The organism is Aliivibrio fischeri (assembly GCF_009727955.1).
Classification (GTDB): Bacteria; Pseudomonadota; Gammaproteobacteria; order Enterobacterales; family Vibrionaceae; genus Aliivibrio; species Aliivibrio fischeri_A.
Genome location: NZ_WOBR01000002.1, coordinates 169563 through 193389, shown reverse-complemented (window position 1 = coordinate 193389; position 23827 = coordinate 169563). Strand labels below are relative to the sequence as shown.

Genomic DNA, 23827 nt, shown 5'->3' with positions numbered 1-23827 from the left:
ATTACCACATATTTACATTGTCGCTAAACCCAAGGTTTATTGTGATTATAAATCTGCTTTTTTATTTCGAGAGAATTGTCGATTTGCTTTATTCTCTGACATGCTTTCAATAATACGATGGTAGCTTTCAAAGCGTTGTTTATTAATTTTTCCTTCTGCAACCGCTTCTTGCAGTAAACAACCTGGGTCATCTTTGTGTTTACAGTCTCTAAACTTGCAGCCACCTAAAAAGTCTTTAAATTCGATAAATGATTCAGTTACTTGTTCAGCTTCTAAATGCCATAAACCAAATTCACGAACTCCAGGAGAGTCAATTAAATCACCACCGTGTGGGAAGTGATACAGACGTGCTGCAGTGGTGGTGTGCTGACCAAGGCCTGAGTTTTCAGATACCGCACCTTCTTCTACTTCCACTTCAAGCTCAGGCATGAGTGCATTTACAAGGCTCGATTTACCTACGCCAGATTGACCAACGAAGATATTAATATGATCTCGCAATTCAGTTTCAAGCTCTTCTACACCATATCCAGATTCTTTACTTACATATCGTACTTTGTAACCAATATCTTCATATAAGCTCAGCAGTTGTTGTACCTTGGTGAACTCTTCTTTAGATAATAAATCCACTTTGTTTAATACAATTAATGGTTTGATATTCAGAGTTTCTGAAGCGATAAGGTATCGATCGATAATGTTAAGCGACAATTCAGGAAGAATTGAAGAAACGATAACCATTTGATCAACGTTAGCTGCAACTGGTTTTATACCGTCATAGTAATCAGGTCGGGTTAACATTGATGTTCTTGGCTTCACGGCTTCAACGACACCAGAAATACCAGCAAGAACCTCAGTTCCTGGACGCCAAATAACACGGTCACCAGAAACTAAACTTTCAATACCTCGACGTAAATTACAACGATGGATTTCTTTAGTATCAGGATCTTCAATATCAGCATGTTGACCAAAGCGTGTAATGACTAGACCTTCTTTAGCTGCTTCTAGTAGGGTTTCATCCCATTGCACACTGTCTTCAATTTTTTCAATACGCTTTTTTTGATTTGAGCGTACTCGGCGAACTTGGCCTTTGGTTAGCTTTTTCTTCTTTGCCACGAAATTAATTCACTTGTTGGTTGGCTTTCAGTTTTATGTTGAAAGATAAATCGGCCCGAGTATCATACCCTTTTTAGTTACAAAATAGGCAACTCTCTATGGCAATTAATGATCAAAACCTGATTTGGGTGGATTTAGAGATGACAGGATTGGATCCTGAAACTCATAAAATCATCGAAATTGCATCTATTGTGACAGATGCACAACTGAATATTTTAGCAGAAGGTCCAGTAATTGCGATCCATCAGCCAGAAGAAGAGTTGGCTAAAATGGACGATTGGTGTACCAATACTCATACAAATAGCGGATTAGTCGCTCGAGTACAAGAAAGTAAATACGATGAAGAAGCTGCAATTGCAGAAACTATTGCTTTTCTTGAGCAATGGGTTCCAAAAGGCGTATCACCAATTTGTGGCAATAGTATTGGACAAGATCGTCGTTTCTTATATAAGCATATGCCAACATTAGAAGAGTATTTTCATTACCGCTATGTTGATGTAAGTACAATTAAAGAGCTAGCACGTCGATGGAAACCTGAAGTTTTAGATGGTTTTACCAAAGCAGGTACGCATTTAGCATTAGATGATATTCGCGAATCTATTGCAGAATTGAAGTATTATCGCCAACATATTTTCACAATTTAATTTCATTTGATGATTTGTTGAGCGGAAAAACGCGATTTTGAAAAAAAATCGCATTTTTTTTCAAAATACGCTTGCATCATCACAGTTTACTCGTATAATTCGCAGCCTCTGAACGAGGAGCTACTCCTTATCAGAATGCGACACTAGCTCAGCTGGTAGAGCGCAACCTTGCCAAGGTTGAGGTCACGAGTTCGAACCTCGTGTGTCGCTCCAAATTTAAAGCTTCTTGTTCAAGTAATTGAATGATAAGATAATAGTCTCATTGTCTTAAACAATGCATCCGGACGCGGGATGGAGCAGCTTGGTAGCTCGTCGGGCTCATAACCCGAAGGTCGTAGGTTCAAATCCTGCTCCCGCAACCACATTTAGATTGAACGCATTAGCGGTTAATCATGCGACACTAGCTCAGCTGGTAGAGCGCAACCTTGCCAAGGTTGAGGTCACGAGTTCGAACCTCGTGTGTCGCTCCAAACAAAATAAAAGCGCTGAATCATATTCAGCGCTTTTATTTTCTTTAAAATTAATGCTGTGAAGCATTAACCCCACTACAAATCCTGCTCTTTAGAATACTCAGATTCATAACCAATGAAAGAATCGAATAATCTATCTGCATCTGGTCTCTTTTCCATATAAAGAGTAAGCGCAGAGGGTTAGTTATGTTTGTTAACTACCATATAATCAACAAACTTATCCACATATCACTTTCTGTGGATAACTCTGTTAGTTGTTTATGAAAAAACTGAAAGAAATGAGTTTTATCAAGGATCTTGCTTTTATTTTTTGATCGTTAAATTTACTTGTATTTTTTATCTATTTGAAAAATAAGGCTTTTTGTTTTTTCATGCATTATTTGAAAGGTTTTTAAAGATCTTTTTGCTTGACTTCCTTGATCCTAATCATATTCCTGTCTTGTGTTTAACTTTTTTAATATTCCCGTTGTTTGCTAAAGATAGAAATCTTTTCCACATACGCTATATGTAACCTTAAATGGTTATCAACAGAGAATGACTTTATTGGGATAATACTAGTTAGGCATCTCTTGGAAGCCCTTTTTCAATGATACGGATTAAGCGTTGTTCTTTTCTATTTGACGTGATAGCAAGAGATTGTTGCTTTATCGCCCATTGAATATGGATATCTAGATTCTCATCTAAGCCTAATTGCTCTTGTAGTGCTGATAGTATTGCTTCTGAATGAGGAGCATTTCCCATTGCGATAGAAAGATTACGTAGCCATTGGGTATGTCCTATACGGCGAATCGCAGAGCCTTCCATATTTTTTAAGAAGGTGCTTTCATCCCAAGAGAAAAGTGAAATAAGATCAGAGTCGCCTAATGAGCTTCTACGATGAAAATCAGCTTGTTGAGTAATTTCAGCTTCTCGGTTCCAAGGGCAAACCAGTTGGCAGTCATCGCAACCGTAAATACGATTTCCCATTAATGAACGAAACTCTTCAGGAATGACACCACTGTTTTCTATGGTTAAGTAAGAAATACAGCGGCGAGCATCAATTACACCGTTTTCAAGAATAGCATTGGTAGGGCAAGAAGAAACACAGGCGGTGCACTTACCACATTGATTATCTACAGGTGTATCAACTGGTAATGGTATATCAACTAATAGTTCGCCAAGAAAGAACCAAGAGCCGGCATGTTTATCAAGAAGAAGTGAGTGCTTTCCTGTCCAGCCTAATCCCGCTTTTTCTGCTAATGGGCGTTCTAAAATTGGAGCAGAGTCCACAAACGGTCGATAACCTAATTGTTCGACTTCTTTTTCAATTTTTTGTCCTAGCTTCTTTAATTGATTGCGGATCAGTTTATGGTAATCGCGTCCGAGAGCGTAACGACTAATATAAGCTTGGTTTGGATCTTTTAAGTTACTGGCAAAATTGGCTTCAGGAGGAAGGTAATCCATTCGAGCGCTGATGACTCGAATTGTCCCAGGATGAAGCTCATCGGGTCTTGCTCGCATGGTGCCATGACGTGCCATCCAATCCATTGAACCGTGATAACCCGCATCTAACCATTGCTCTAATGCTGCTTCATGATGAGATAAATCGACATCACAGATCCCGACTTTTTGAAAGCCAAGCTCTTTTGCCCAAAGTTTGATGTTATTTGCGAGTTCTTGATAGTTAATTTTCACAGGGAGATTACATTTTTTTATTACAGTATAATGAGTAAAAGTTTATCATATAGACAAGATAACTCGTAATTAGATACTGATTATAAAAGTTCTACTCAATGAGATTAACAAACCGATAAGATAACTTGTGTATAAACATTCATCACATTAAATTGTGAATTTGATACCAAGTCCATCAATTTAGACAATTAAAATAGTGAAATTAGTGAATAATGGAACGCTTTGAATTTAATTTAGCTACTGAAGACGATACGGTTGAATTCGGTAGACAGCTTTCTCAAGCTTGCACTCAACAAACAACAATTTTCCTACATGGTGATCTTGGCGCAGGTAAAACTACGTTTAGCCGCGGATTCATTCGTTCATTAGGTCATACTGGTAATGTAAAAAGTCCAACTTATACATTGGTTGAACCATATGAACTTGATAAGTGGCAGGTATATCATTTTGATCTATATCGTCTAGCTGATCCTGAAGAACTTGAGTTTATGGGGATCCGTGATTATTTTACTGATGATGCAATTTGTTTAGTTGAATGGCCTGAGAAAGGGGAAGGGTTATTACCAGCACCAGATCTTGATATTGATATTCGCTACGATGGTGAAGCTCGTCATGTTGTGATCACAGGTAATAATGAGTATGGATGTAGTTTAGTACAGCGGTTGGATTTGTGTTAATCGGTAAATATTTTCGAATTATTTGGTATACGCTATTTGTTGTTCTTTCAACAAGTAGCTTTTTTGTATCTGCAAACACGTTAGAGGGAATACGAGTTTGGCCTTCGCCTGATGAAACTCGTATTGTTATTGACTTAAATTCAGAAGCAAATTACAGCTACTTTACATTAAGTAGTCCATATCGTTTGGTTGTTGATCTTAAGAATACGAATGTAAAAGCTAAGTTGCCTTTAAATGTTAAAGACAGCAAGGTACTAACTAAGATAAGAAAGAGTTCGCCACCATCAAAAAACACTACGCGTTTGGTTTTTGAATTAAAGCATTCTGTTACAGCAGAAGTGTTTAAATTGGCTCCAACGCCAGGTGGACAATATGGTCACCGTTTGGTGATGGACTTACCTCATTCAGGAACAACGAATTCAACGCCAACACCGAGTAAACCAAGTACACCCTCTAAACCCGTAATTAACTCAAATAACAGTCATATTATTGGTAATGGTGAAATTGTTGTTGCTATTGATGCTGGCCATGGTGGTGAAGACCCTGGTTCTATTGGTCCAACACGAAAGTACGAAAAGCATGCGACATTAGCGATTTCGAAAAAAGTAGTTGCTCAAATTAATGCTCAACCAGGCATGCGAGCGGTAATGACTCGTAGTGGCGATTATTTTGTAAATTTGAATAAACGTACAGAGATAGCTCGAAAAAATAAATCGCATTTATTAGTTTCTATTCACGCCGATAGCTTCCGCTCACCGCAGCCAAGAGGTGGCTCTGTGTTTGTATTGAATACACGTAGAGCGAATACTGAAATTGGTCGTTGGGTCGAAAAACACGAGAAACAGTCAGAGTTATTGGGTGGTGCTGGAGATGTACTAGCGAAAAACAGTAACGATAGAAACGTAAGCCAAACGCTATTGGATCTGCAATTTAGTCATTCTCAAAAGGAAGGATATAAATTAGCAAAGAATGTGTTATCTGAAATGGGAAAAGTGATTAGACTGCATAAAAAAGAGCCTGTGAATGCGAGCTTAGCAGTATTAAAGTCACCAGATATCCCATCTATTTTGATTGAAACTGGGTTTATTTCGAACCCAACGGAAGAAAAGCAATTATTCCAACGCTCTCATCAAGATAAAATTGCACGCTCTATTTCAAAAGCAATCATTCGTTATCTTCACGATAACCCGCCGCAAGGTACACTACTTGCTGCACAAGGTGGTCAAACAAAACATAAGGTACGTTCTGGTGAGTCCTTATCTTTAATTGCAAAGAAATACGGAACGTCAATGGCGAAAATTAAAAGTGAAAATAATCTTAAAAGCACGAGCTTAAAGATTGGACAAGTTTTAGTTATCCCAAGTAATAAACCTGTGTATGTTGCACCGAAGAAGACAACATCTTCATCAAGTACATCATCAAGTCAAGCTCGTACTATTATTACTCATAAAGTACGTTCTGGTGAGTATTTAGGAAAGATTGCATCTAAATATAAAGTAACAACCAGCAGTATCCGTTCATTAAATAAATTGAAGTCAGATACTTTGTTTGTTGGACAAAAATTGAAAGTGAGTATTGTTGCTCCAGTTAAGAAACACACGGTGAAACGTGGTGAATTCTTAGGTAAAATTGCAAGTAAATATGGCGTATCTGTTTCCAGCTTAAGAAAAGCAAACAAGTTACGTTCAGATGAGCTTGCTATAGGGCAGGTGCTCATTATTCCAACCAGTTAAGGAACAAGGTCATGCCAATTCAAATCTTACCAGCACGATTAGCCAACCAAATTGCGGCGGGTGAGGTTGTGGAGCGTCCGGCTTCTGTTGTTAAAGAATTGGTAGAAAACAGTATCGATGCGGGAGCAACTCGCATCGATATTGATATCGAAAAAGGTGGCAGTAAGTTAATCCGAATCCGCGATAATGGATCGGGGATCCCAAAAGATGAACTCACCTTAGCCTTAAGCCGCCATGCCACATCAAAAATCACTTCATTAGACGATCTTGAAGCCATTGTTAGTTTGGGCTTTCGAGGCGAAGCGCTTGCTTCTATCAGTTCAGTTTCACGTTTAACACTAACCTCTCGTACTGTTGCCCAAGAAGAGGCATGGTCTGCTTATGCTGAAGGTCGAGAAATGAATGTGAAATTAAAGCCAGCAGCTCATCCAATTGGAACCACTATTGATGTGGTGGATCTGTTTTTTAATACCCCTGCACGACGTAAGTTCCTGCGAGCAGATAAAACAGAATTTACTCATATTGATGAATTATTGAAGCGTATAGCATTAAGCCGATTGGATGTGACGATTAATTTACGTCATAACGGTAAGATGGTTCGTCAATATCGAGCTGCACAAACTAAACCTCAAATAGAAAAACGTTTAGCGGCCGTATGTGGTGCTAATTTCTTGCAGCATGCATTAGAAGTTGAGTTAGAGCATGGGGAATTAAAGTTTCACGGTTGGATATCGTCTCCCGAAGGAGCAAGAGCACAGGGTGATATTCAATACTGTTATGTGAACGGACGTATGATGAAAGATAAGCTAATCAATCATGCTATCCGCCAAGGTTATGAATCATCTTTACCTGCAAACCAATATGCAGCGTATATTTTATTTATTGAGATTAATCCACATGATGTTGATGTTAACGTGCACCCAGCAAAGCATGAGGTGCGTTTTCATCAAGCACGATTAGTTCATGACTTTATTTACCAAGCTATTTTTGGCGCGTTACAGCAAGGTGCTTCATTATCAAAAGTAGCATGTAATGATCAACCACTAGTGGAAGAACAAAAAGTTGAGAATAAAGAATCGTATTTTCCACCAATGAAGGAGTACGTTCGACAGCCTCAACAATCGCATTACCCTAAATCTGAGCAACTAAGAGCAGCAGTAGAATCTACGCCAAATTATCCAAATAAGGCTCCCTTAGATTCATGGATCCCGAAAACCACTGCTGGAAACTCATCTTCGAAGCCTAGCGCACAATCTCGTTCGTTTCATAATGATAAACCAGCGGAAAAAGCACTTTCTAATTATAATGAGTTGCTTACCACCCAAAGTAGAGATCAGAGAGAAAGTTTCTCTCAGGTTAATGAGCAATCACATACATTCAAACCTACTCAACAAATTGAGCGAGTTGCACCTCAAGTTACTCATGTATCTAAAAGTGACATCACATTAGGCAAAGTATTAAGTGTTGTTGAATCGTCTTTTGCATTGCTGCAACAAGGAAAGCAACTTCAGTTATTGAACTTACGCTATGCTGAGTTTGTCAAAATCTACGGTCAGTTAAGTTCGGTTAATGTTGAGCCGTTAAAACCTCAACCTTTATTGATACCGCTTTCTGTTGGTATTGATGAGTCAATTTGTAACAATTTATCTAATTACGCCTCTTTGTTGAAATCTTTAGGTATTGATCTTAAAGTTAAAAATAGAACAAATATTATCGTAATGGCTGTTTGTCAACCAATCAGACAGCAGAACTTACAACAATTGATCCCGAATCTGTTAAGGTATCTAGAACAAATTAATCCATCGTTAGAGCAAGTAATAAAATGGCTTTCTCATCAAATTCAACACGATGAAGTAAGTTATACTACAGCTCAGGCAATTCAATTAGTGATGGAATTAGAGCAATTATGGGGAGATAAATTGAATGATTTCTACCCTAAATTGTTAAAAGACATCGATATTACACAAGTGATACAAGCATTTAGTCATGAATAAAGCATTACCAAAAGCCATCTTTTTGATGGGACCGACGGCATCAGGGAAAACAAACTTAGCGATTGAATTGCGAAAACGTTTTCCTGTGGAGTTGATTAGCGTAGACTCCGCCCTTATCTATAAGGGTATGGATATTGGTACGGCAAAACCAAATGCAGAGGAACTTTTACAGGCTCCTCATCGTCTTATTGATATTCTTGATCCAACAGAGAGTTATTCGGCAGCGGATTTTCGTCGTGATGCTCTTAAAGAGATGGATGATATCGTTGCTCAAGGAAAGATCCCATTGTTAGTGGGTGGTACTATGTTGTACTACAAAGCACTTCTTGAAGGTCTTTCGCCATTACCAGCAGCGGATGCTGATATTAGAGCTCAAATTGAGCAAGAAGCGGAACAATTTGGATGGGAAGCCATGCATGATCAATTAAAATTGATTGATCCTGTCTCAGCTGAAAGAATTCATCCAAATGATCCACAACGACTTTCCCGAGCGTTGGAAGTATTTCGAATTTCGGGTAAAACATTAACAGAATTAACCCAGATTAAAGGTGATGCTTTGCCTTATGAGGTGCATCAATTTGCGATTGCACCAAAAGAGAGAGCAGAAATTCATCGTCGTATTGAACTTCGCTTTGCGAATATGATGGAAGAAGGGTTTGAAGCTGAAGCACGAGCATTATATGAACGTGATGATCTTCATGCTGATTTACCATCAATTCGATGTGTTGGTTATCGACAAATGTGGGACTATTTTGACGGGGAGGGGACATTGGATGAGGCGGTTTTCCGTGGTATCTGTGCTACTCGTCAATTAGCCAAGCGACAAATTACCTGGCTACGTAGCTGGAAAGAGTTAACTTGGCTTGATAGTGATGACATTGACGGCGCTTTAGAGTTGATTTCGACTCAATTAGAGAAAAAATAAGCACAAAAATGCTTCAATGTTGTTTAACTTAAGTGCGTTTAGTCATAAGCTAAAGGCTCATAGCTAAATAAAATTACAATTACAAACCAAAAAGGAAAATAAAAATGGCTAAAGGGCAATCTTTGCAAGACCCATTTTTGAATGCGCTGCGTCGTGAAAGGATTCCAGTATCTATCTATTTAGTTAACGGGATCAAACTACAGGGACAAATCGAGTCATTTGACCAATTTGTTATCCTACTTAAGAACACAGTAAACCAAATGGTATACAAGCATGCGATTTCTACTGTTGTTCCGGCTCGTGCTGTAAGCCATCACTCAGCGAGTGATCGCCCACAAGGCGAGCGTCCACAAGAAAAAACTGAAGAGTAATACTATTCTAGAGATAGTTAATCAGTTAAGGAGTTAACGCTTGTTTGACCGTTATGAATCCGGTGAACAGGCTATTCTTGTGCACATTGACTTTACCTATCAAGGGGAGATTGAAGATCTTAACGAATGTAAAATGTTAATTTCTTCTGCGGGGGTAAACACAGTAGGTGTTGTGACGGGAACCCGTCAATCTCCACTCCCTAAATATTATGTTGGTGAAGGCAAAGCACAAGAAATTGCCGATGCTGTTCGAGCTAATAACGCAGATATTGTGATTTTTAATCACGCATTATCTCCAGCTCAAGAACGAAATTTAGAACAATTATGTCAGTGTCGAGTAATAGATCGTACGGGTCTAATACTGGATATATTTGCTCAACGTGCACGAACTTACGAAGGTAAGTTGCAAGTTGAGTTAGCACAATTACGTCATATCTCTACGCGATTAATCCGTGGTTGGACTCACCTTGAACGTCAAAAAGGCGGTATAGGTTTACGTGGTCCAGGTGAGACTCAGTTAGAGACAGATAGACGATTGTTGCGTGAACGTATTAAAGCGATTCTTCGTAGGTTAGGCAAAGTAGCCAAACAACGTGAGCAAGGGCGTCGAGCTAGACACCGTGCAGAAATTCCAACCATTTCTTTAGTCGGCTACACCAACGCAGGTAAATCTACGTTGTTTAACCGGATTACAGAGGCTGGGGTTTATGCCGCTGACCAATTGTTTGCGACTTTGGACCCAACATTACGGAAAATAGAAGTTGCCGATGTAGGAACCTCAATTCTTGCTGATACGGTAGGTTTTATTCGTCATTTACCACATGATTTGGTTGCCGCTTTTAAAGCGACATTACAAGAAACACAAGAAGCTAATATCTTGTTACATGTTGTAGATGCGAGTGATGAACGTTTTCGTGAGAATATTGAAGCAGTAGATATTGTTCTTGAAGAGATAGATGCCAATGAGGTACCGACTCTTCTTGTAATGAATAAGATTGATAACTTAGAAGATCAACAGCCACGAATTGAGCGTGATGAGGAAGGTATACCTCGATGTGTTTGGGTTTCCGCGATGGAAGGCAAAGGCATAGAGTTATTATTCCAAGCATTAACAGAGCGCTTATCTGGACAGATGGTTGAGCATTCTTTGCTTTTACCACCTGATTGGGTTGGACGTCTTCGAAGTAAATTCTTTCAAATGCAATGTATTCTTAACGAAGAATATCAAGATGATGGCAGTTTGCTGGTTGATGTACGTATGCAGCAAGTTGATTGGTCTAAGTTGGAAAAACGTGAAGATGCTCCCTTGAGTGATTTTATTATCACTAAAGAGAGTGCATAGAATTCTTTATCTTCATAATTATCATGGAGTTTTCTAATGGCGTGGAATGAGCCTGGAAATAACAACAACAATAACGGCGGCGATAAAGACCCTTGGGGTAATAAAAATCGCGGTGGCCGTGATCAAGGTCCACCAGATCTTGATGAGGTGTTTAACAAGTTAAGCCAGAAGCTAAGCGGTAAGTTTGGTGGTGGTAATAACGGTGGAAGCAATAAAGGTGGCAGTGGTTTACCTTCATTTGGTAATGGTGGTGCAGTTGGTTTAGGACTGATTGCAGTTGTCGCTATTGCGATTTGGGTATTCTCTGGTTTCTATACTATTGGTGAAAGTGACCGAGGCGTTGTATTACGTTTTGGCCAATACGATCGTATGGTTGATCCAGGTCTAAACTGGAAACCAACCTTCATTGATCAAGTAACACCAGTAAACATTCAGTCTATTCGTTCTTTAAACTCAAAAGGTTTAATGCTAACAAAAGATGAAAACGTAGTTACTGTTGAAATGGGTGTTCAATACCGTGTTGCTGATGCTCATAAATACCTTTATACCGTAACGAATGCTGATGACAGCTTACGTCAAGCGACAGATTCTGCATTACGTGCTGTTATTGGTGATGCAAAAATGGATGACATCTTGACCAGTGGTCGTCAAGAGATCCGTCAACGTACTCAAGAAACACTTAATCGTATTATTGATAAATACGATATGGGTTTAATTGTCGTTGATGTGAACTTCCAATCAGCTCGTCCACCAGAGCAAGTAAAAGCGTCATTTGATGATGCAATTGCAGCTCGAGAAGATGAAGAGCGTTTCATTCGTGAAGCTGAAGCGTACAGTAATGACATTCTTCCAAAAGCGACAGGTCGTGCTGAGCGTTTGAAGAAAGAAGCTCAAGGTTATACTGAACGTAAAGTTAACGAAGCAATTGGTCAAATTGCACAGTTTGAAAAACTATTGCCTGAATACAATAAAGCTCCAGAAGTAACTCGTACTCGTTTGTATCTTGATACAATGGAACGTGTATACAGCAATACAAGCAAGGTTTTGATCGATTCAGAATCAAATGGAAATCTTTTATATCTTCCATTAGATAAAATTACGGGTAATCAACAGGGAGCGACAAACGCATCTCCTAAGACATCAACATCGTCTTCAAAAGATTACACGATTGAATTAGAGAAAAAGAACCAACCAACTACTACGAACTCTACTGGCCGTAACTCAACACGTGAAGGGAGATATTAATCATGCGTAAGTTAATGATCCCAACACTTATCGTTGTTGTTGCTATTTTCCTGATGTCACTGTTTGTGATACCAGAAGGTGAGCGCGGTATTGTTACTCGTTTTGGTCGTTTGATTAAAGAAGATAACAACATTACACGTATCTACGAACCTGGCCTTCACTTTAAAATGCCACTGTTCGATCGTGTAAACACGTTAGATGCTCGTATCCAAACAATGGATGACCAATCAGACCGCTTCGTAACGTCAGAGAAAAAAGACGTTATCATCGATTCATATGTTAAGTGGAAGATTAAAGATTTTGGTCAATTCTACCTAGCTACGGGTGGTGGTAATATCTTAACAGCGGAAGCGTTATTACAACGTCGTGTATCTGATGGTCTTCGTGCTGAGATTGGTAGCACGACAGTAAAAGAACTTGTTTCTGAAAAGCGTGAAGAGGTAATGGCAACAGTACTTCTAGATTCGCAAGATGGAACGGGTGATTTAGGGATTGAGGTAATTGATTTACGAATTAAGAAAATCAACTTACCAGAAGAGATCTCTGAATCTATTTACCGTCGTATGCGTGCAGAGCGTGAAGCTGTTGCTCGTAAACTACGTTCTCAAGGTCGTGAGAAAGCCGAAGTTATTCGTGCTCAATCAGAGCTTGAAGTAGCGACAATTATTGCTGAAGCAGATAAAACAGCACGAATTACTCGTGGTAATGCAGATGCAAAAGTTGCTAAATTGTATGCAGATGCATTTAATAAAGAGCCTGAGTTCTTTAGCTTCATTCGTTCATTAAGAGCGTATGAAAAATCATTCAATAGTAAGAGTGATATCTTAGTACTTGATCCTAAGACTGACTTCTTCAAGTACATGAATGATCCAAAAGGCGGAAAGTAAACATTCATTTGTTTAATTAACGCATAAAATAACAAGGTCCTTCGGGGCCTTGTTTTGTATTTAGCGTATAGAAATTTAATCGAATTAAGGATTGATAATGAGTAACGCAATTTGGTTAGCGATTGGTATGGTGTTAATTGTTGAGGGGTTGGGACCATTAGTTGCCCCTAATGGCTGGCGTAATATGGTCGCTCAATTGAGTGAACAGCCGGATAATACGCTACGTCGAATTGGTGGATGTTTAGTGGTCGCAGGGCTTGTTATTTGTAGTGTGATGCTTTGATTTTTTGTTTAAATATAAAATCGCAGACTAATTTCTGATTTTATTAGAAAAAGAAATAATAAATAACGGAATATTAATAGCGCTTTATAGTGAAAGTGAGATTTCGGTTAAAAATAACTGAAAGATTTTTCTATCAATGCTAGAATCCATTTTTAACTAACAAGCAGACTTGGAAAGATGGGAAATAACGTTGTCGTTCTGGGCACCCAATGGGGTGACGAAGGTAAAGGTAAAATCGTAGACCTTTTAACTGAAGATGCAAAGTATGTAGTTCGCTATCAAGGCGGCCACAATGCAGGCCACACTCTAGTTATCGACGGTGAAAAAACCGTTCTACACTTAATTCCATCAGGTATTTTACGTGATAATGTTGAATGCATTATCGGTAATGGCGTAGTGCTTTCACCTGATGCTTTACTAAAAGAAATGGCGCCACTTGAAGCGCGTGGTATTCCAGTTCGTGAACGCCTATTCATTTCTGAAGCTTGTCCTCTAATTCTTCCTTATCACGTTGCGCTAGACCAAGCGCGTGAAATCGCACGTGGTAACAAAGCAATTGGTACAACAGGTCGTGGTATCGGTCCAGCGTACGAAGATAAAGTATCTCGTCGTGGTCTACGTGTTGGCGATCTATTTGATAAAGTTGCTTTCGCAGAAAAACTAAAAGAAGTAATGGAATTCCATAACTTTGCATTAGTTAACTACTACAAAGTTGAACCAGTAAGCTACGAAGAAGTACTTGAGCAAGCGATGAGCTATGCTGATCTACTAACTTCAATGGTTATCGATGTTACTGATACTCTTGATGCAGCACGTAAGCGCGGCGACAAGATCATGTTTGAAGGTGCTCAAGGTACTCTTCTAGATATCGACCACGGTACTTACCCTTATGTAACATCTTCTAATACTACCGCTGGTGGCGTTGCTGCAGGTTCTGGTTTTGGTCCTCGTCACTTAGGTTACATCCTAGGTATTACTAAAGCATACTGTACTCGTGTAGGTTCAGGTCCATTCCCTACTGAGTTATACGATGGTTTAGAGAAGCAAGATCCAATTGGTAAACACCTAGGTACTGTTGGCCACGAGTTTGGCGCAACAACTGGTCGTCTACGTCGTACTGGTTGGTTTGATGCTGTTGCGATGCGTCGTGCAATCCAAATCAACTCACTATCTGGTATGTGTCTAACTAAACTAGACGTATTAGATGGCTTAGAAGAACTAAAAATCTGTACTGGTTACCAGATGAAAGATGGTTCTTTACTAGAAGTTTCTCCAATGGCTGCTGAAGCGTTTGAAGAAGCAACGCCAGTATACGAAACAATGCCAGGTTGGTCTGAAAACACATTTGGTGCGAAAACATTAGAAGAGCTTCCACAAGCTGCTCTAAACTACATCAAGCGTATTGAAGATCTAACAGGCGTGCCAATTGATATTATCTCTACAGGTCCTGACCGTAACGAGACAATCATCAAGGTACACCCATTCCAAGCTTAATTGCTTTGTGAATGAAAAAAACCAGCTCATGTAGCTGGTTTTTTTATGCCTGGTATTCTAGTTTCTAGTTTCTAGTCCCTAGTTTTTAGCCCCTAATTTCTAGCTCCTCTCCCCCTCAAAACCTTTAAATTTCATTGAATCAATAAGTTATAACTAGTGGGCAAAAAATTGCCACTTAGGGCAAATTTTGTCTAAAGATGTTGCCGCCAACGTCGATATAATAAATACAGTTATAAAGAGTTGATGAATTATGAAACTACGACACCTCGTAGCGGCATGTTTGGTGGCATTTGCTCCAACTTATGCAGCTAGCGAAGAGATCGGAGAGCCGATCCCAATTTATACCGAAAACCAATTATTTCGACTGTTTGATACCAATTCACACTTAAATCAGGTGAAGAACGTTGATAATTGTCAGTTAGTTCAAGATATCGTTGCGCGAGCAACTAAAATCGATTCACCTGCTTACGAGTTCCTTTACGGAGATATGCTTGCATGGGGGGTATGTGTTGATCGTGATGTCGAACTTGGCCTGTATTATATGGAAAATGCTGCGAGACAAGGCTTACCAGCTGCGTTAGAGCAAATTGGCCGTTATTATGCCAAAGGCACATTAGTTCAGCAGGATAGAGAGCGAGCAATTCCATATTTGCGCGAAGCTGCAGGCATGGGAAACATTAATGCGCGCATTCATTTAGCTGAGTTGCTACTTAGTGATTATGGTAGTCCATTAGATTACGAAGATGCGTATCGTTGGTTGTATAATTCTGTTACTGCTGATGGACGTAAACATAAGCGAATAGCTAATTTAAGAAATGGATTAGAAATGCGTATGCCAGGTAATGTGATAGCTAGGGCTAAGCGCCGCGACACTTTCTGGTAACCTGAAAGAAGATTCATTTTAGTCGATTGAGTTTCATCAACTCGAAAAACGCCCAATGATATAATCATTGGGCGTTTTGCATTTTTACTTTAAAAAATTAAAGCACTTTATGTGGCCCAAAGCATTCGTAATGAATACGGTCTTCGGAAACACCTAGCTCAACTAGTTGTTTGGCGACGTGTTGCATAAAGCCAACCGGCCCACAGAAATAGTAGTGACCATTGTCTGTAATGATTTCATCTTTAACTTCAGATAAATTCATAAAACCTGAGAAGTTAAAATGCTGAGCTAATTTATCTATTTCTTGTGGTTGGTTATACCAAGTGTAAGTTGAGATATGTGAATGTGTTTCTGCTAACGTATTTACATGCTCTCTAAAGGCATGCTGAGTGCCATTTTCTGTCGCATGTAACCAGTTCACGCTTGCGTTATGTTCTGTTAATGTTTCAAGCATAGAAAGGGTCGGAGTTAACCCTACACCTGCAGAAATAAGTGTGACTGGTGTTGATGCATCAACATCTAAGAAAAAGTCACCAGCAGGGGCTGCAAGATTTACTTTATCACCAATATTCAATTGGTCATGTAAATAGTTTGATGCTTTACCGCCATCTTCTCGTTTTACTGATATACGGTATGTTTTTTCTTGTGGAGCTGAAGATAAACTGTATTGACGAATTTCTTGGTTTTCAAACTCTTCAGGAGTTAAGTAAATTCCTAAGTATTGACCCGGTTTAAAGCGAGAGACAGGTTGATCATCTGTAGGCATAAAGGTAAAGCTTGTGATTAGCTCACTTTCTTTCTCTTTTGCAATAAGCTCAAACTCACGTAGACCACGCCAGCCACCTTCTTGGTTGTTATTCTCTTGATATATTTGTTCTTCACGTTGAATAAATACATTTGCAAGAACGCCATAGGCTTCACCCCAAGCATCTAATACTTCTTGTCCAGGGGAAAACATTTCATCAAGAGTGGCAAGTAAGTGACCACCAACAATATTGTATTGTTCTGCAGTGATCATAAAACTCGTATGCTTATGAGCAATCTTTTCAACCGCTGGTAATAGCACTTCAAGATTTTCAATATTCCCTGCATAGGCGCAAATAGCATTAAATAATGCTTCACGTTGATCGCCATTACGTTGATTACTCATGTTAAAAATATCTTTTAACTCGGGGTTATGTGTAAACATGCGATCGTAAAAATGCGCAGTTAAAGCAGGGCCAGTTTCAGCAAGTAATGGAATTGTTGATTTAACGATATCAATGGTGTTTTTGTTGAGCATATTGTTTACCTTTAAAGGTGTATTTATAATGTATGTTATAAGTTGTATCTAAAATATATCTTTTAGTCAAGAGAAGAATTACAATGAAAAAAGAGAAGGAGAGGATATGCAATTAACAAATTTCACTGATTTTGGCTTGAGAGCCTTGATTTATTTAGCGTCATTACCAGAAGGTGAATTGACCAGCATTACTGTGGTTACTGAAACCTTTGATGTATCGCGTAATCATATGGTGAAAATAATTAACAAGTTGGGCCAAGAAGGGTATGTCAAAACCGTTCGTGGTAAAAATGGTGGGATCTGTTTAGGAAAACCTGCGGATCAAATTATTATTGGTGATGTCATTCGAGCAATTGAACCATTACAAGTGGTTAATTGTGCTCCTGAGTTTTGCCATATTACACCAGCATGTCGTTTAAAAGGTGTATTAGCGAAAGCAAAGCAAGCTTTTTTAGATGAGCTTGATAAACATACGATCCAAGACATGCTTACCGATAACAGTGAATTACTCATTCTTTTGAAGCGAATTTAAGACTTGAATTCCAGATCCTTTCCTATCTGTTATAGGCATACTCAGGTACAATATAACTATATTTCTTGTCTCTCCGACTAAGCAGGTCAGCCTATGTCTAAGATTATTCAAAACGATCCTTTTCAAGATCGAGAAGCTGAAAAATACGAGAATCCAATTCCAAGTCGTGAATTTATTCTGGAATTTTTTGAAAAAGCCGATGCACCGTTAAATCGTAATGACTTATTCGAAGCCCTAGGTTTATCTGGTGAAGATAGCTATGAAGGTTTACGTCGTCGTTTACGCGCAATGGAACGTGATGGTCAGTTAGTATTCACTCGTCGTCAATGTTATGCATTGCCAGAACGCATCGAAATGTTAAAAGGTGTGGTATTAGGGCACCGTGATGGTTTCGGTTGGATCCGTCCAGAAGGTAGCCTAGGTAAAGATAACGATGTACTGCTTCCTTTCCACCAAATGAAGAAAGTGATTCATGGTGATGTGGTATTAGTACAACCAACGGGCACGGATAAACGAGGCCGAAAAGAAGGCCGAGTGGTTCGTGTATTAGAGCCTCGTAACGAGGGCATTGTTGGTCGATTCTTTATTGAAGATGGCATGGGATTCGTTGTTCCTGACGATTCTCGTATTAGCCAAGATATCTTCATTCCTAAAGAGCACAAAATGGGTGCCCGAATGGGTAACGTTGTTGTCATGGATATCACTGATCGTGGTAGCCGTGCTCGAGGTATGACAGGTAAAATTACAGAAGTTCTTGGTGAAAATATGGCGCCAGGAATGGAAATTGATATTGCACTTCGTACTCATAATATTCCACACGTATGGCCAACAGCGGTTGAAAAACAAGTTGAAGGGCTAGGTGAAGAAGTACCAGAAGAAGCAAAAGAAGGCCGTGTTGATTTACGTGAATTACCACTTGTTACGATTGATGGTGAAGATGCACGAGATTTTGATGATGCCGTGTTCTGTCAAGCTAAAGCTTCTGGTGGTTGGCGCTTATGGGTGGCGATTGCTGATGTAAGTTATTATGTTCGTCCTGATAACGCATTAGATAAAGAAGCGATTCAACGTGGTAACTCAGTTTACTTCCCTGCGCAAGTGGTTCCAATGTTGCCAGAGGTTCTCTCTAATGGGCTATGTTCATTGAACCCACAAGTTGATCGTTTATGTATGGTGTGTGAGATGACTATCTCTGCATCAGGTAAGCTTTCTGGTTACAAGCATTATGAAGCGGTGATGAATTCACACGCCCGTCTTACTTACAATAAAGTAAGTGACATTCTTGATGGTGATGAAGAGCTAACACAGCGTTATGAGCCTTTAGTTCCACACTTAAAAGAGCTTCACAACATGTATCAAGTGCTAAAAACAGCACGTGAAGCGCGTGGTGCGATTGAGTTTGAAACCATTGAAACCAAATTTATCTTCAATGCGGATCGTAAAATTGACAGTATTGAGCCAGTGATCCGTAATGATGCACATAAGATCATCGAAGAATGTATGATTCTAGCTAACATTGCATCGGCTACTTTTGTTGAAAAAGCCAAAGAGCCAGCTTTGTATCGTGTGCATGAATCTCCAGGAGAAGAACGCCTTCAAGGGTTCCGAGACTTCTTAGGGGAGCTAGGTTTAAGCCTATCTGGTGGATTAACACCATCACCAACGGATTACGGTCAATTGGTGCATGTGATTGCTGATCGCCCAGACAAAGAATTGATTCAAACTATGCTGCTACGCTCAATGAAGCAGGCGGTATATAACGCAGATAATGCTGGGCACTTTGGTTTGGCATTGAAACGTTACGCACACTTTACGTCACCAATTCGTCGTTACCCAGACTTATTGCTGCACCGTGCAATTAAGTATCTTATTGCAAAAGAAAAAGGTCAGAATAACGATCGTTGGACACCAACAGGTGGTTACCATTATTCATTCGATGATATGGATGTATTTGGTGAACAATGTTCAATGACAGAGCGTCGCGCTGATGATGCAACACGTGATGTATCTGATTGGCTGAAATGTGAATACATGCAAGATCATATCGGTGAAGAGCTTGAAGGTGTGATCGCTAATGTTACAGGCTTTGGTTTCTTTGTACGATTAAATGATTTGCATATTGATGGTTTAGTTCATATCTCGTCATTAGCTAATGATTACTACCAGTTTGACCCTGCTGGTCAGCGTTTAACGGGTGAAAGCTCGGGGCAAATTTTCCGCCTTGGTGATCAAGTTACGGTTAAAGTTGTTGCGGTAAACCTTGATGATCGTAATATCGATTTTGAGTGCACTAGCTCAATGCGTAAAGCTCGTGGTCATGGTAAAACAGCGAAAGATAATGCGAAAAAACGTGGTGCAAAAGAGCCGCGTCGTGATCCTAATTTCAAGCCGAAGAAAAAAGGTGATAAGTCTGAGCCTAAAGGTTTAGGTCAACTTGGCGAGCGAAAATCTAAGGGTAAAAAAGGTAAGGTAAAATCAAAAGCGCAAGCGATGGTTGAACCAACAAAACGCCCTGACAGCTCAACTGAAGGTGTGAAAGCTAAGAAAAAGCCGAAGCATAAGAAAAAAGTTAGAGCAAGAAAGCCAAAAGCAAATAAGTAATTTCGATAATGGGGCAGTTATAGCCCCATTTAGATAAACAAATAAGTAAAGAAAAGAAGCGACAGCATGAGTAATGATTATATTTTTGGTATCCACGCAGCCAAAGCAGTACTAGAGCGTGATCCTGCCCGTTTTATTGAAGTATTTGTATTAAAAGGTCGTCAAGACGATCGCTTATTACCAATCTTGAATGAATTAACGCAGTTGGGTTTTAAGATTCAAGAACTGCCACGTAAAACGTTGGATGACAAAGCGAAAGGTGCTAATCACCAAGGAATTATTGCTCGTGTAACACCAGCTAAACAACTAAATGAACATGATTTAGACGATATCGTATCTCAAACAGAGAACCCATTACTGCTTGTTCTTGATGGTGTGACTGATCCTCACAATCTAGGTGCATGTTTACGTAATGCTGATGCGGCAGGTGTTGCTGCGGTTATCGTACCAAAAGATAAATCTGCCTCAATGACAGCAACCGTAAGCAAAGTTGCGTGTGGTGCGGCTGAAACGGTTCCTTTAGTGCGTGTCACTAACCTAGCTCGTACAATGCGTGCATTACAAGAAAAGGGCGTATGGTTTGTTGGGACTGCTGGTGAGGCAACTCACGATGTATTCCAGTCTAAATTAACTGGTCCTTTAGCGATAGTGATGGGCGCTGAAGGGGATGGCATGCGTCGTTTAACACGTGAAACGTGTGATGACCTAATTAAAATCCCAATGGCTGGCTCTGTATCAAGTCTAAATGTTTCTGTAGCGTCTGGTATCTGTTTATTTGAAGCTGTACGCCAACGTGCGTTACAAGGCTAAATAAGTAGGCATTTAGGTGCTAATTACCTGATTAGCATTATGAAATAAGCTCAAAAAAGAGGATGTTTTTTCATTCTCTTTTTTTCTTAGCGAAGACGAAAATATTTTTGTGATTTAAGTATCTTTTTCTTGCTACTAGCGCTGTTTTTATATACTATCTGCCGTCCTTAATTCTCGGTCTTTTTTTTAGTTCCTTGCTTCCCTTGGATGACCGAGCCGTTCGTGGAAGCTGAATAATCCGTAAGGAGCAACCAATGCGTCATTATGAAATCGTATTCATGGTGCATCCTGATCAAAGCGAGCAAGTTGCTGGCATGATCGAGCGTTACACTGGTTCAATCACTGAAGCTGGCGGTACTATCCACCGTCTAGAAGATTGGGGTCGTCGTCAAATGGCTTACCCAATCAACAAGCTGCACAAAGCACACTACGTTCTTATGAACGTTGAGTCTGAGCAAGCTGTTATTGATGAACTAGAAACTGCATTCCGTTACAACGATGCTGTTCTACGTAACATGATCATGCGTACAAAAGCTGCGATCACTGAGCCATCAGTAATGATGAAAGCTAAAGAAGAGCGTTCTGCTAAGCGTGAAGACGCTGCACCACGCGCTGAAGAAGCTGCTGCTGAGTAATTGATTTGATGACCAATCGATTGGAGTTAAGCGGTGTTATCGCAAAGGCTCCGGTTCGAAGTCTAAGTCCTGCGGGCATACCTCATTGTCATTTTGTCATTGAGCATCGTTCGATTAAACAGGAAGCTGACTTATCACGACAAGTCTATTGCAGAATGAACGTGGTAGTGAGTGGACAAGGGTCACAAGCTTTAACTGCAAATTTAGCTCAAGGCAGTAACGTTACGGTAGGTGGTTTTATCACATACCAGACAGGCCGAAATGGTGTGTCGAGAGTAGTGTTACATGCTGAGCATATTAAACTAATTTAGATCTGGAGATAGCCCATGGCTCGTTTCTTCCGTCGTCGTAAATTCTGCCGTTTTACTGCAGAAGGCGTACAAGAGATTGACTACAAAGACGTAGCAACTCTAAAAAACTACATCACTGAAGCTGGTAAAATCGTACCTAGCCGTATCACTGGTACTCGTGCTAAATACCAACGTCAGCTAGCTCGCGCTATCAAGCGTTCTCGTTACCTTGCACTTCTACCGTACACAGATAAGCATCTGTAAGTCGTTAGTTGTTTAATTAAGTTTATAGAGGACTAAGATAATGCAAGTTATTCTACTTGATAAAATCGGTAACCTAGGTAGCCTTGGCGACCAAGTTAACGTTAAAGCTGGTTACGCACGTAACTTCCTTATCCCACAAGGTAAGGCTGTTATGGCAACTAAAGCTAACGTAGAGATGTTTGAAACTCGTCGTGCTGAACTAGAAGCTAACGTTGCTAAGCAACTAGCTGCTGCTGAAGCTCGTGCTGAGAAAGTTAACGCTCTAGAAGTTACAATCGCATCAAAATCTGGTGACGAAGGTAAACTATTCGGTTCAATCGGTACTCGTGACATCGCTGAAGCTGCTACAGCTGCTGGCGTTGAAATCGCGAAAAGCGAAGTTCGTCTTCCTGAAGGCGCTCTACGCACAACTGGTTCTTTCGAAGTTAGCATCCAACTTCACTCTGAAGTATTTGCTACATTGAAATTAGAAGTTGTTGCTGCTGAGTAATCAATAGCCAACTTATGATTTAAAACGCTAGCCTTGTGCTAGCGTTTTTTTTATCTTTAAATATCTTCCACTCTTTCTACTTCCTCATCTTATTTTTTCCATCTTGAAAAAAGCTCAATTACAACTTGAGAAAAATTCATAATCAGAACCTTGACTTTGAACTCCATTGCATACATTCTGTAGACATATAGACGTCTAAATGATGTCATCATGGATGATGAGATTTTGTAGTATCACCTTTTGATACTGCGGCAGGGAGAGCAAGACATGGCATATTCACACGCAAGCCACTTAGAGTCACTGAATCAAAATATTGCCGAATTAGACGGTAATATCAACGTATCTTTTGAGTTTTTTCCGCCAAGTTCAGAGAAGATGGAAGAAACACTATGGAATTCAATTCACCGTTTGAAAACACTAAAACCTAAATTTGTATCAGTAACTTATGGTGCAAACTCAGGTGAACGTGATCGTACCCACTCAATTATTAAAGAAATTAAAGAACAAACCGGTTTAATTGCAGCTCCTCATCTAACGTGTATTGATGCGAGTCGCTCAGAGCTAATTGATATTGCTAATGATTATTGGGCAAATGGTATTAAAGATATCGTTGCTTTACGTGGTGATATTCCTCCGGGTGGTGGAGCTCCTGAGATGTATGCTTCAGATTTAGTAGAGCTACTTAAGTCTCAACATGATTTTGATATTTCTGTTGCAGCTTTCCCTGAAGTGCACCCAGAGGCGAAGAGTGCTCAAGCTGATTTACTTAACTTGAAACGTAAAGTGGATGCAGGTGCAAGTCGTGCTATTACTCAATTCTTTTTTGATGTTGAGAGCTATTTACGTTTTCGTGACCGTTGCGTATCCGCAGGTATTGATGTTGAGATCATTCCAGGGATCTTACCGGTATCGAATTTTAAGCAAGCCTCTCGTTTTGCCAAAATGAACAATGTGAAAATTCCAGGTTGGATGGCACAACAGTTTGAAGGATTAGATGATGATCCTGTGACTCGCCAAATGGTTGGAGCAAGTCATGCGATTGATATGACTCGTATTTTGAGTCGTGAAGGGGTAAAAGATTTCCATTTCTATACGCTTAACCGTGCCGAGCATACTTACGCACTGTGTCATACATTAGGTGTTCGTCCAAAATAACATTTATCATTACTTATAATAAAAGTCGCTCACGGT

General features: G+C 39.7%; 23 protein-coding genes and 3 tRNA genes. 23 read left to right on the top strand and 3 right to left on the bottom strand.

Features of this window, described 5'->3' with window-relative positions; all coding sequences use genetic code 11:
* Positions 1 to 45 precede the first annotated feature (45 nt).
* Positions 46 to 1110, bottom strand: coding sequence for a small ribosomal subunit biogenesis GTPase RsgA (gene rsgA / locus GNP81_RS01390; RefSeq protein ID WP_336495402.1), 1065 nt, complete (start codon positions 1108 to 1110; stop codon positions 46 to 48).
* A gap of 98 nt (positions 1111 to 1208) precedes the next feature.
* Between rsgA and orn the strand changes: the two genes are divergently transcribed.
* The 4 genes from orn to GNP81_RS01370 all read left to right on the top strand — a co-directional run bounded on the left by orn (position 1209) and on the right by GNP81_RS01370 (position 2224).
* Positions 1209 to 1754, top strand: coding sequence for an oligoribonuclease (gene orn / locus GNP81_RS01385; RefSeq protein WP_063653253.1), 546 nt, complete (start codon positions 1209 to 1211; stop codon positions 1752 to 1754).
* A 137-nt stretch (positions 1755 to 1891) separates the two neighbouring features.
* Positions 1892 to 1967 (top strand) — tRNA-Gly (locus tag GNP81_RS01380).
* A gap of 72 nt (positions 1968 to 2039) precedes the next feature.
* A tRNA-Met gene (locus tag GNP81_RS01375) sits at positions 2040 to 2116 on the top strand.
* A gap of 32 nt (positions 2117 to 2148) precedes the next feature.
* Positions 2149 to 2224 (top strand) — tRNA-Gly (locus GNP81_RS01370).
* A 558-nt stretch (positions 2225 to 2782) separates the two neighbouring features.
* Here GNP81_RS01370 and queG read toward each other — a convergent pair.
* Complete coding sequence (queG, locus tag GNP81_RS01365) at positions 2783 to 3892, bottom strand: tRNA epoxyqueuosine(34) reductase QueG (RefSeq protein WP_336495406.1); 1110 nt, start codon at positions 3890 to 3892, stop codon at positions 2783 to 2785.
* A gap of 218 nt (positions 3893 to 4110) precedes the next feature.
* On the opposite strand from queG, the gene tsaE reads away from it, so the two are divergent.
* The 11 genes from tsaE to motX all read left to right on the top strand — a co-directional run bounded on the left by tsaE (position 4111) and on the right by motX (position 15732).
* Positions 4111 to 4575, top strand: coding sequence for a tRNA (adenosine(37)-N6)-threonylcarbamoyltransferase complex ATPase subunit type 1 TsaE (tsaE, locus tag GNP81_RS01360; RefSeq protein ID WP_005421169.1), 465 nt, complete (start codon positions 4111 to 4113; stop codon positions 4573 to 4575).
* Positions 4569 to 6308, top strand: coding sequence for a LysM peptidoglycan-binding domain-containing protein (locus tag GNP81_RS01355; protein WP_336495403.1), 1740 nt, complete (start codon positions 4569 to 4571; stop codon positions 6306 to 6308). Before tsaE ends, GNP81_RS01355 begins: the two co-directional genes overlap by 7 nt.
* A gap of 11 nt (positions 6309 to 6319) precedes the next feature.
* The gene (gene mutL, locus GNP81_RS01350; protein WP_155674244.1) at positions 6320 to 8302 is read left to right on the top strand and encodes a DNA mismatch repair endonuclease MutL; all 1983 of its coding nucleotides are present in this window, start codon (positions 6320 to 6322) and stop codon (positions 8300 to 8302) included.
* Complete coding sequence (miaA, locus tag GNP81_RS01345; RefSeq protein ID WP_155674245.1) at positions 8295 to 9227, top strand: tRNA (adenosine(37)-N6)-dimethylallyltransferase MiaA; 933 nt, start codon at positions 8295 to 8297, stop codon at positions 9225 to 9227. The genes mutL and miaA overlap by 8 nt, the downstream gene beginning before the upstream one ends.
* Before the next feature lie 104 nt (positions 9228 to 9331).
* Positions 9332 to 9598, top strand: a complete 267-nt coding sequence (gene hfq, locus GNP81_RS01340; RefSeq protein WP_011262725.1) for an RNA chaperone Hfq — start codon at positions 9332 to 9334, stop codon at positions 9596 to 9598.
* Between the two features lie 40 nt (positions 9599 to 9638).
* On the top strand, positions 9639 to 10940 hold the full coding sequence (gene hflX / locus GNP81_RS01335) for a ribosome rescue GTPase HflX (protein WP_011262724.1): 1302 nt from the start codon (positions 9639 to 9641) through the stop codon (positions 10938 to 10940).
* Positions 10941 to 10976: 36 nt separating this feature from the next.
* Positions 10977 to 12185 carry an FtsH protease activity modulator HflK gene (gene hflK, locus GNP81_RS01330; RefSeq protein ID WP_155674246.1) on the top strand — a complete coding sequence of 403 codons (1209 nt, stop codon included), beginning with the start codon at positions 10977 to 10979 and terminating at the stop codon, positions 12183 to 12185.
* 2 nt (positions 12186 to 12187) lie between these two features.
* Positions 12188 to 13072: a protease modulator HflC gene (gene hflC, locus GNP81_RS01325; RefSeq protein WP_005421154.1), complete on the top strand. Its 885-nt coding sequence runs from the start codon at positions 12188 to 12190 to the stop codon at positions 13070 to 13072.
* A 97-nt stretch (positions 13073 to 13169) separates the two neighbouring features.
* Positions 13170 to 13355: a DUF2065 domain-containing protein gene (locus tag GNP81_RS01320; RefSeq protein ID WP_155674247.1), complete on the top strand. Its 186-nt coding sequence runs from the start codon at positions 13170 to 13172 to the stop codon at positions 13353 to 13355.
* 177 nt (positions 13356 to 13532) lie between these two features.
* Positions 13533 to 14849 carry an adenylosuccinate synthase gene (locus GNP81_RS01315; protein ID WP_005421150.1) on the top strand — a complete coding sequence of 439 codons (1317 nt, stop codon included), beginning with the start codon at positions 13533 to 13535 and terminating at the stop codon, positions 14847 to 14849.
* Positions 14850 to 15099: 250 nt separating this feature from the next.
* Positions 15100 to 15732 (top strand): flagellar protein MotX, encoded by a 633-nt coding sequence (gene motX / locus GNP81_RS01310; RefSeq protein WP_005421148.1) that lies wholly within the window; start codon positions 15100 to 15102, stop codon positions 15730 to 15732.
* A 97-nt stretch (positions 15733 to 15829) separates the two neighbouring features.
* Here the strand turns inward: motX and hmpA are convergent, their stop codons facing one another.
* Positions 15830 to 17014: an NO-inducible flavohemoprotein gene (gene hmpA / locus GNP81_RS01305; RefSeq protein WP_155674248.1), complete on the bottom strand. Its 1185-nt coding sequence runs from the start codon at positions 17012 to 17014 to the stop codon at positions 15830 to 15832.
* Between the two features lie 106 nt (positions 17015 to 17120).
* On the opposite strand from hmpA, the gene nsrR reads away from it, so the two are divergent.
* The 8 genes from nsrR (at position 17121) to metF (ending at position 23791) form a co-directional block, all read left to right on the top strand.
* Positions 17121 to 17546: a nitric oxide-sensing transcriptional repressor NsrR gene (gene nsrR / locus GNP81_RS01300; protein ID WP_017019986.1), complete on the top strand. Its 426-nt coding sequence runs from the start codon at positions 17121 to 17123 to the stop codon at positions 17544 to 17546.
* Positions 17547 to 17639: 93 nt separating this feature from the next.
* Positions 17640 to 20147: a ribonuclease R gene (gene rnr / locus GNP81_RS01295; RefSeq protein WP_155670969.1), complete on the top strand. Its 2508-nt coding sequence runs from the start codon at positions 17640 to 17642 to the stop codon at positions 20145 to 20147.
* Positions 20148 to 20213: 66 nt separating this feature from the next.
* Complete coding sequence (gene rlmB, locus GNP81_RS01290) at positions 20214 to 20957, top strand: 23S rRNA (guanosine(2251)-2'-O)-methyltransferase RlmB (protein WP_005421141.1); 744 nt, start codon at positions 20214 to 20216, stop codon at positions 20955 to 20957.
* Positions 20958 to 21211: 254 nt separating this feature from the next.
* Positions 21212 to 21592, top strand: coding sequence for a 30S ribosomal protein S6 (rpsF, locus tag GNP81_RS01285; RefSeq protein WP_005421140.1), 381 nt, complete (start codon positions 21212 to 21214; stop codon positions 21590 to 21592).
* 8 nt (positions 21593 to 21600) lie between these two features.
* The gene (gene priB / locus GNP81_RS01280) at positions 21601 to 21903 is read left to right on the top strand and encodes a primosomal replication protein N (RefSeq protein ID WP_005421138.1); all 303 of its coding nucleotides are present in this window, start codon (positions 21601 to 21603) and stop codon (positions 21901 to 21903) included.
* Between the two features lie 15 nt (positions 21904 to 21918).
* Positions 21919 to 22146, top strand: coding sequence for a 30S ribosomal protein S18 (rpsR, locus tag GNP81_RS01275; RefSeq protein ID WP_005421136.1), 228 nt, complete (start codon positions 21919 to 21921; stop codon positions 22144 to 22146).
* 40 nt (positions 22147 to 22186) lie between these two features.
* On the top strand, positions 22187 to 22636 hold the full coding sequence (gene rplI / locus GNP81_RS01270) for a 50S ribosomal protein L9 (protein WP_005421134.1): 450 nt from the start codon (positions 22187 to 22189) through the stop codon (positions 22634 to 22636).
* 267 nt (positions 22637 to 22903) lie between these two features.
* Positions 22904 to 23791 carry a methylenetetrahydrofolate reductase gene (gene metF, locus GNP81_RS01265; RefSeq protein WP_005421132.1) on the top strand — a complete coding sequence of 296 codons (888 nt, stop codon included), beginning with the start codon at positions 22904 to 22906 and terminating at the stop codon, positions 23789 to 23791.
* Positions 23792 to 23827: the final 36 nt, after the last annotated feature.

Bases quoted from the DNA above. Each gene is read 5' to 3' on its own strand.
- rpsF (WP_005421140.1), top strand. From the start codon at position 21,212: ATGCGTCATTATGAAATCGTATTCATGGTGCATCCTGATCAAAGCGAG.
- hflC (WP_005421154.1), top strand. From the start codon at position 12,188: ATGCGTAAGTTAATGATCCCAACACTTATCGTTGTTGTTGCTATTTTC.
- metF (WP_005421132.1), top strand. From the start codon at position 22,904: ATGGCATATTCACACGCAAGCCACTTAGAGTCACTGAATCAAAATATT.
- priB (WP_005421138.1), top strand. From the start codon at position 21,601: ATGACCAATCGATTGGAGTTAAGCGGTGTTATCGCAAAGGCTCCGGTT.
- hfq (WP_011262725.1), top strand. From the start codon at position 9,332: ATGGCTAAAGGGCAATCTTTGCAAGACCCATTTTTGAATGCGCTGCGT.
- rplI (WP_005421134.1), top strand. From the start codon at position 22,187: ATGCAAGTTATTCTACTTGATAAAATCGGTAACCTAGGTAGCCTTGGC.
- GNP81_RS01320 (WP_155674247.1), top strand. From the start codon at position 13,170: ATGAGTAACGCAATTTGGTTAGCGATTGGTATGGTGTTAATTGTTGAG.
- hflK (WP_155674246.1), top strand. From the start codon at position 10,977: ATGGCGTGGAATGAGCCTGGAAATAACAACAACAATAACGGCGGCGAT.
- tsaE (WP_005421169.1), top strand. From the start codon at position 4,111: ATGGAACGCTTTGAATTTAATTTAGCTACTGAAGACGATACGGTTGAA.
- rpsR (WP_005421136.1), top strand. From the start codon at position 21,919: ATGGCTCGTTTCTTCCGTCGTCGTAAATTCTGCCGTTTTACTGCAGAA.
- rlmB (WP_005421141.1), top strand. From the start codon at position 20,214: ATGAGTAATGATTATATTTTTGGTATCCACGCAGCCAAAGCAGTACTA.
- miaA (WP_155674245.1), top strand. From the start codon at position 8,295: ATGAATAAAGCATTACCAAAAGCCATCTTTTTGATGGGACCGACGGCA.
- mutL (WP_155674244.1), top strand. From the start codon at position 6,320: ATGCCAATTCAAATCTTACCAGCACGATTAGCCAACCAAATTGCGGCG.
- hmpA (WP_155674248.1), bottom strand. From the start codon at position 17,014: ATGCTCAACAAAAACACCATTGATATCGTTAAATCAACAATTCCATTA.
- rnr (WP_155670969.1), top strand. From the start codon at position 17,640: ATGTCTAAGATTATTCAAAACGATCCTTTTCAAGATCGAGAAGCTGAA.
- orn (WP_063653253.1), top strand. From the start codon at position 1,209: ATGGCAATTAATGATCAAAACCTGATTTGGGTGGATTTAGAGATGACA.
- nsrR (WP_017019986.1), top strand. From the start codon at position 17,121: ATGCAATTAACAAATTTCACTGATTTTGGCTTGAGAGCCTTGATTTAT.
- motX (WP_005421148.1), top strand. From the start codon at position 15,100: ATGAAACTACGACACCTCGTAGCGGCATGTTTGGTGGCATTTGCTCCA.
- GNP81_RS01315 (WP_005421150.1), top strand. From the start codon at position 13,533: ATGGGAAATAACGTTGTCGTTCTGGGCACCCAATGGGGTGACGAAGGT.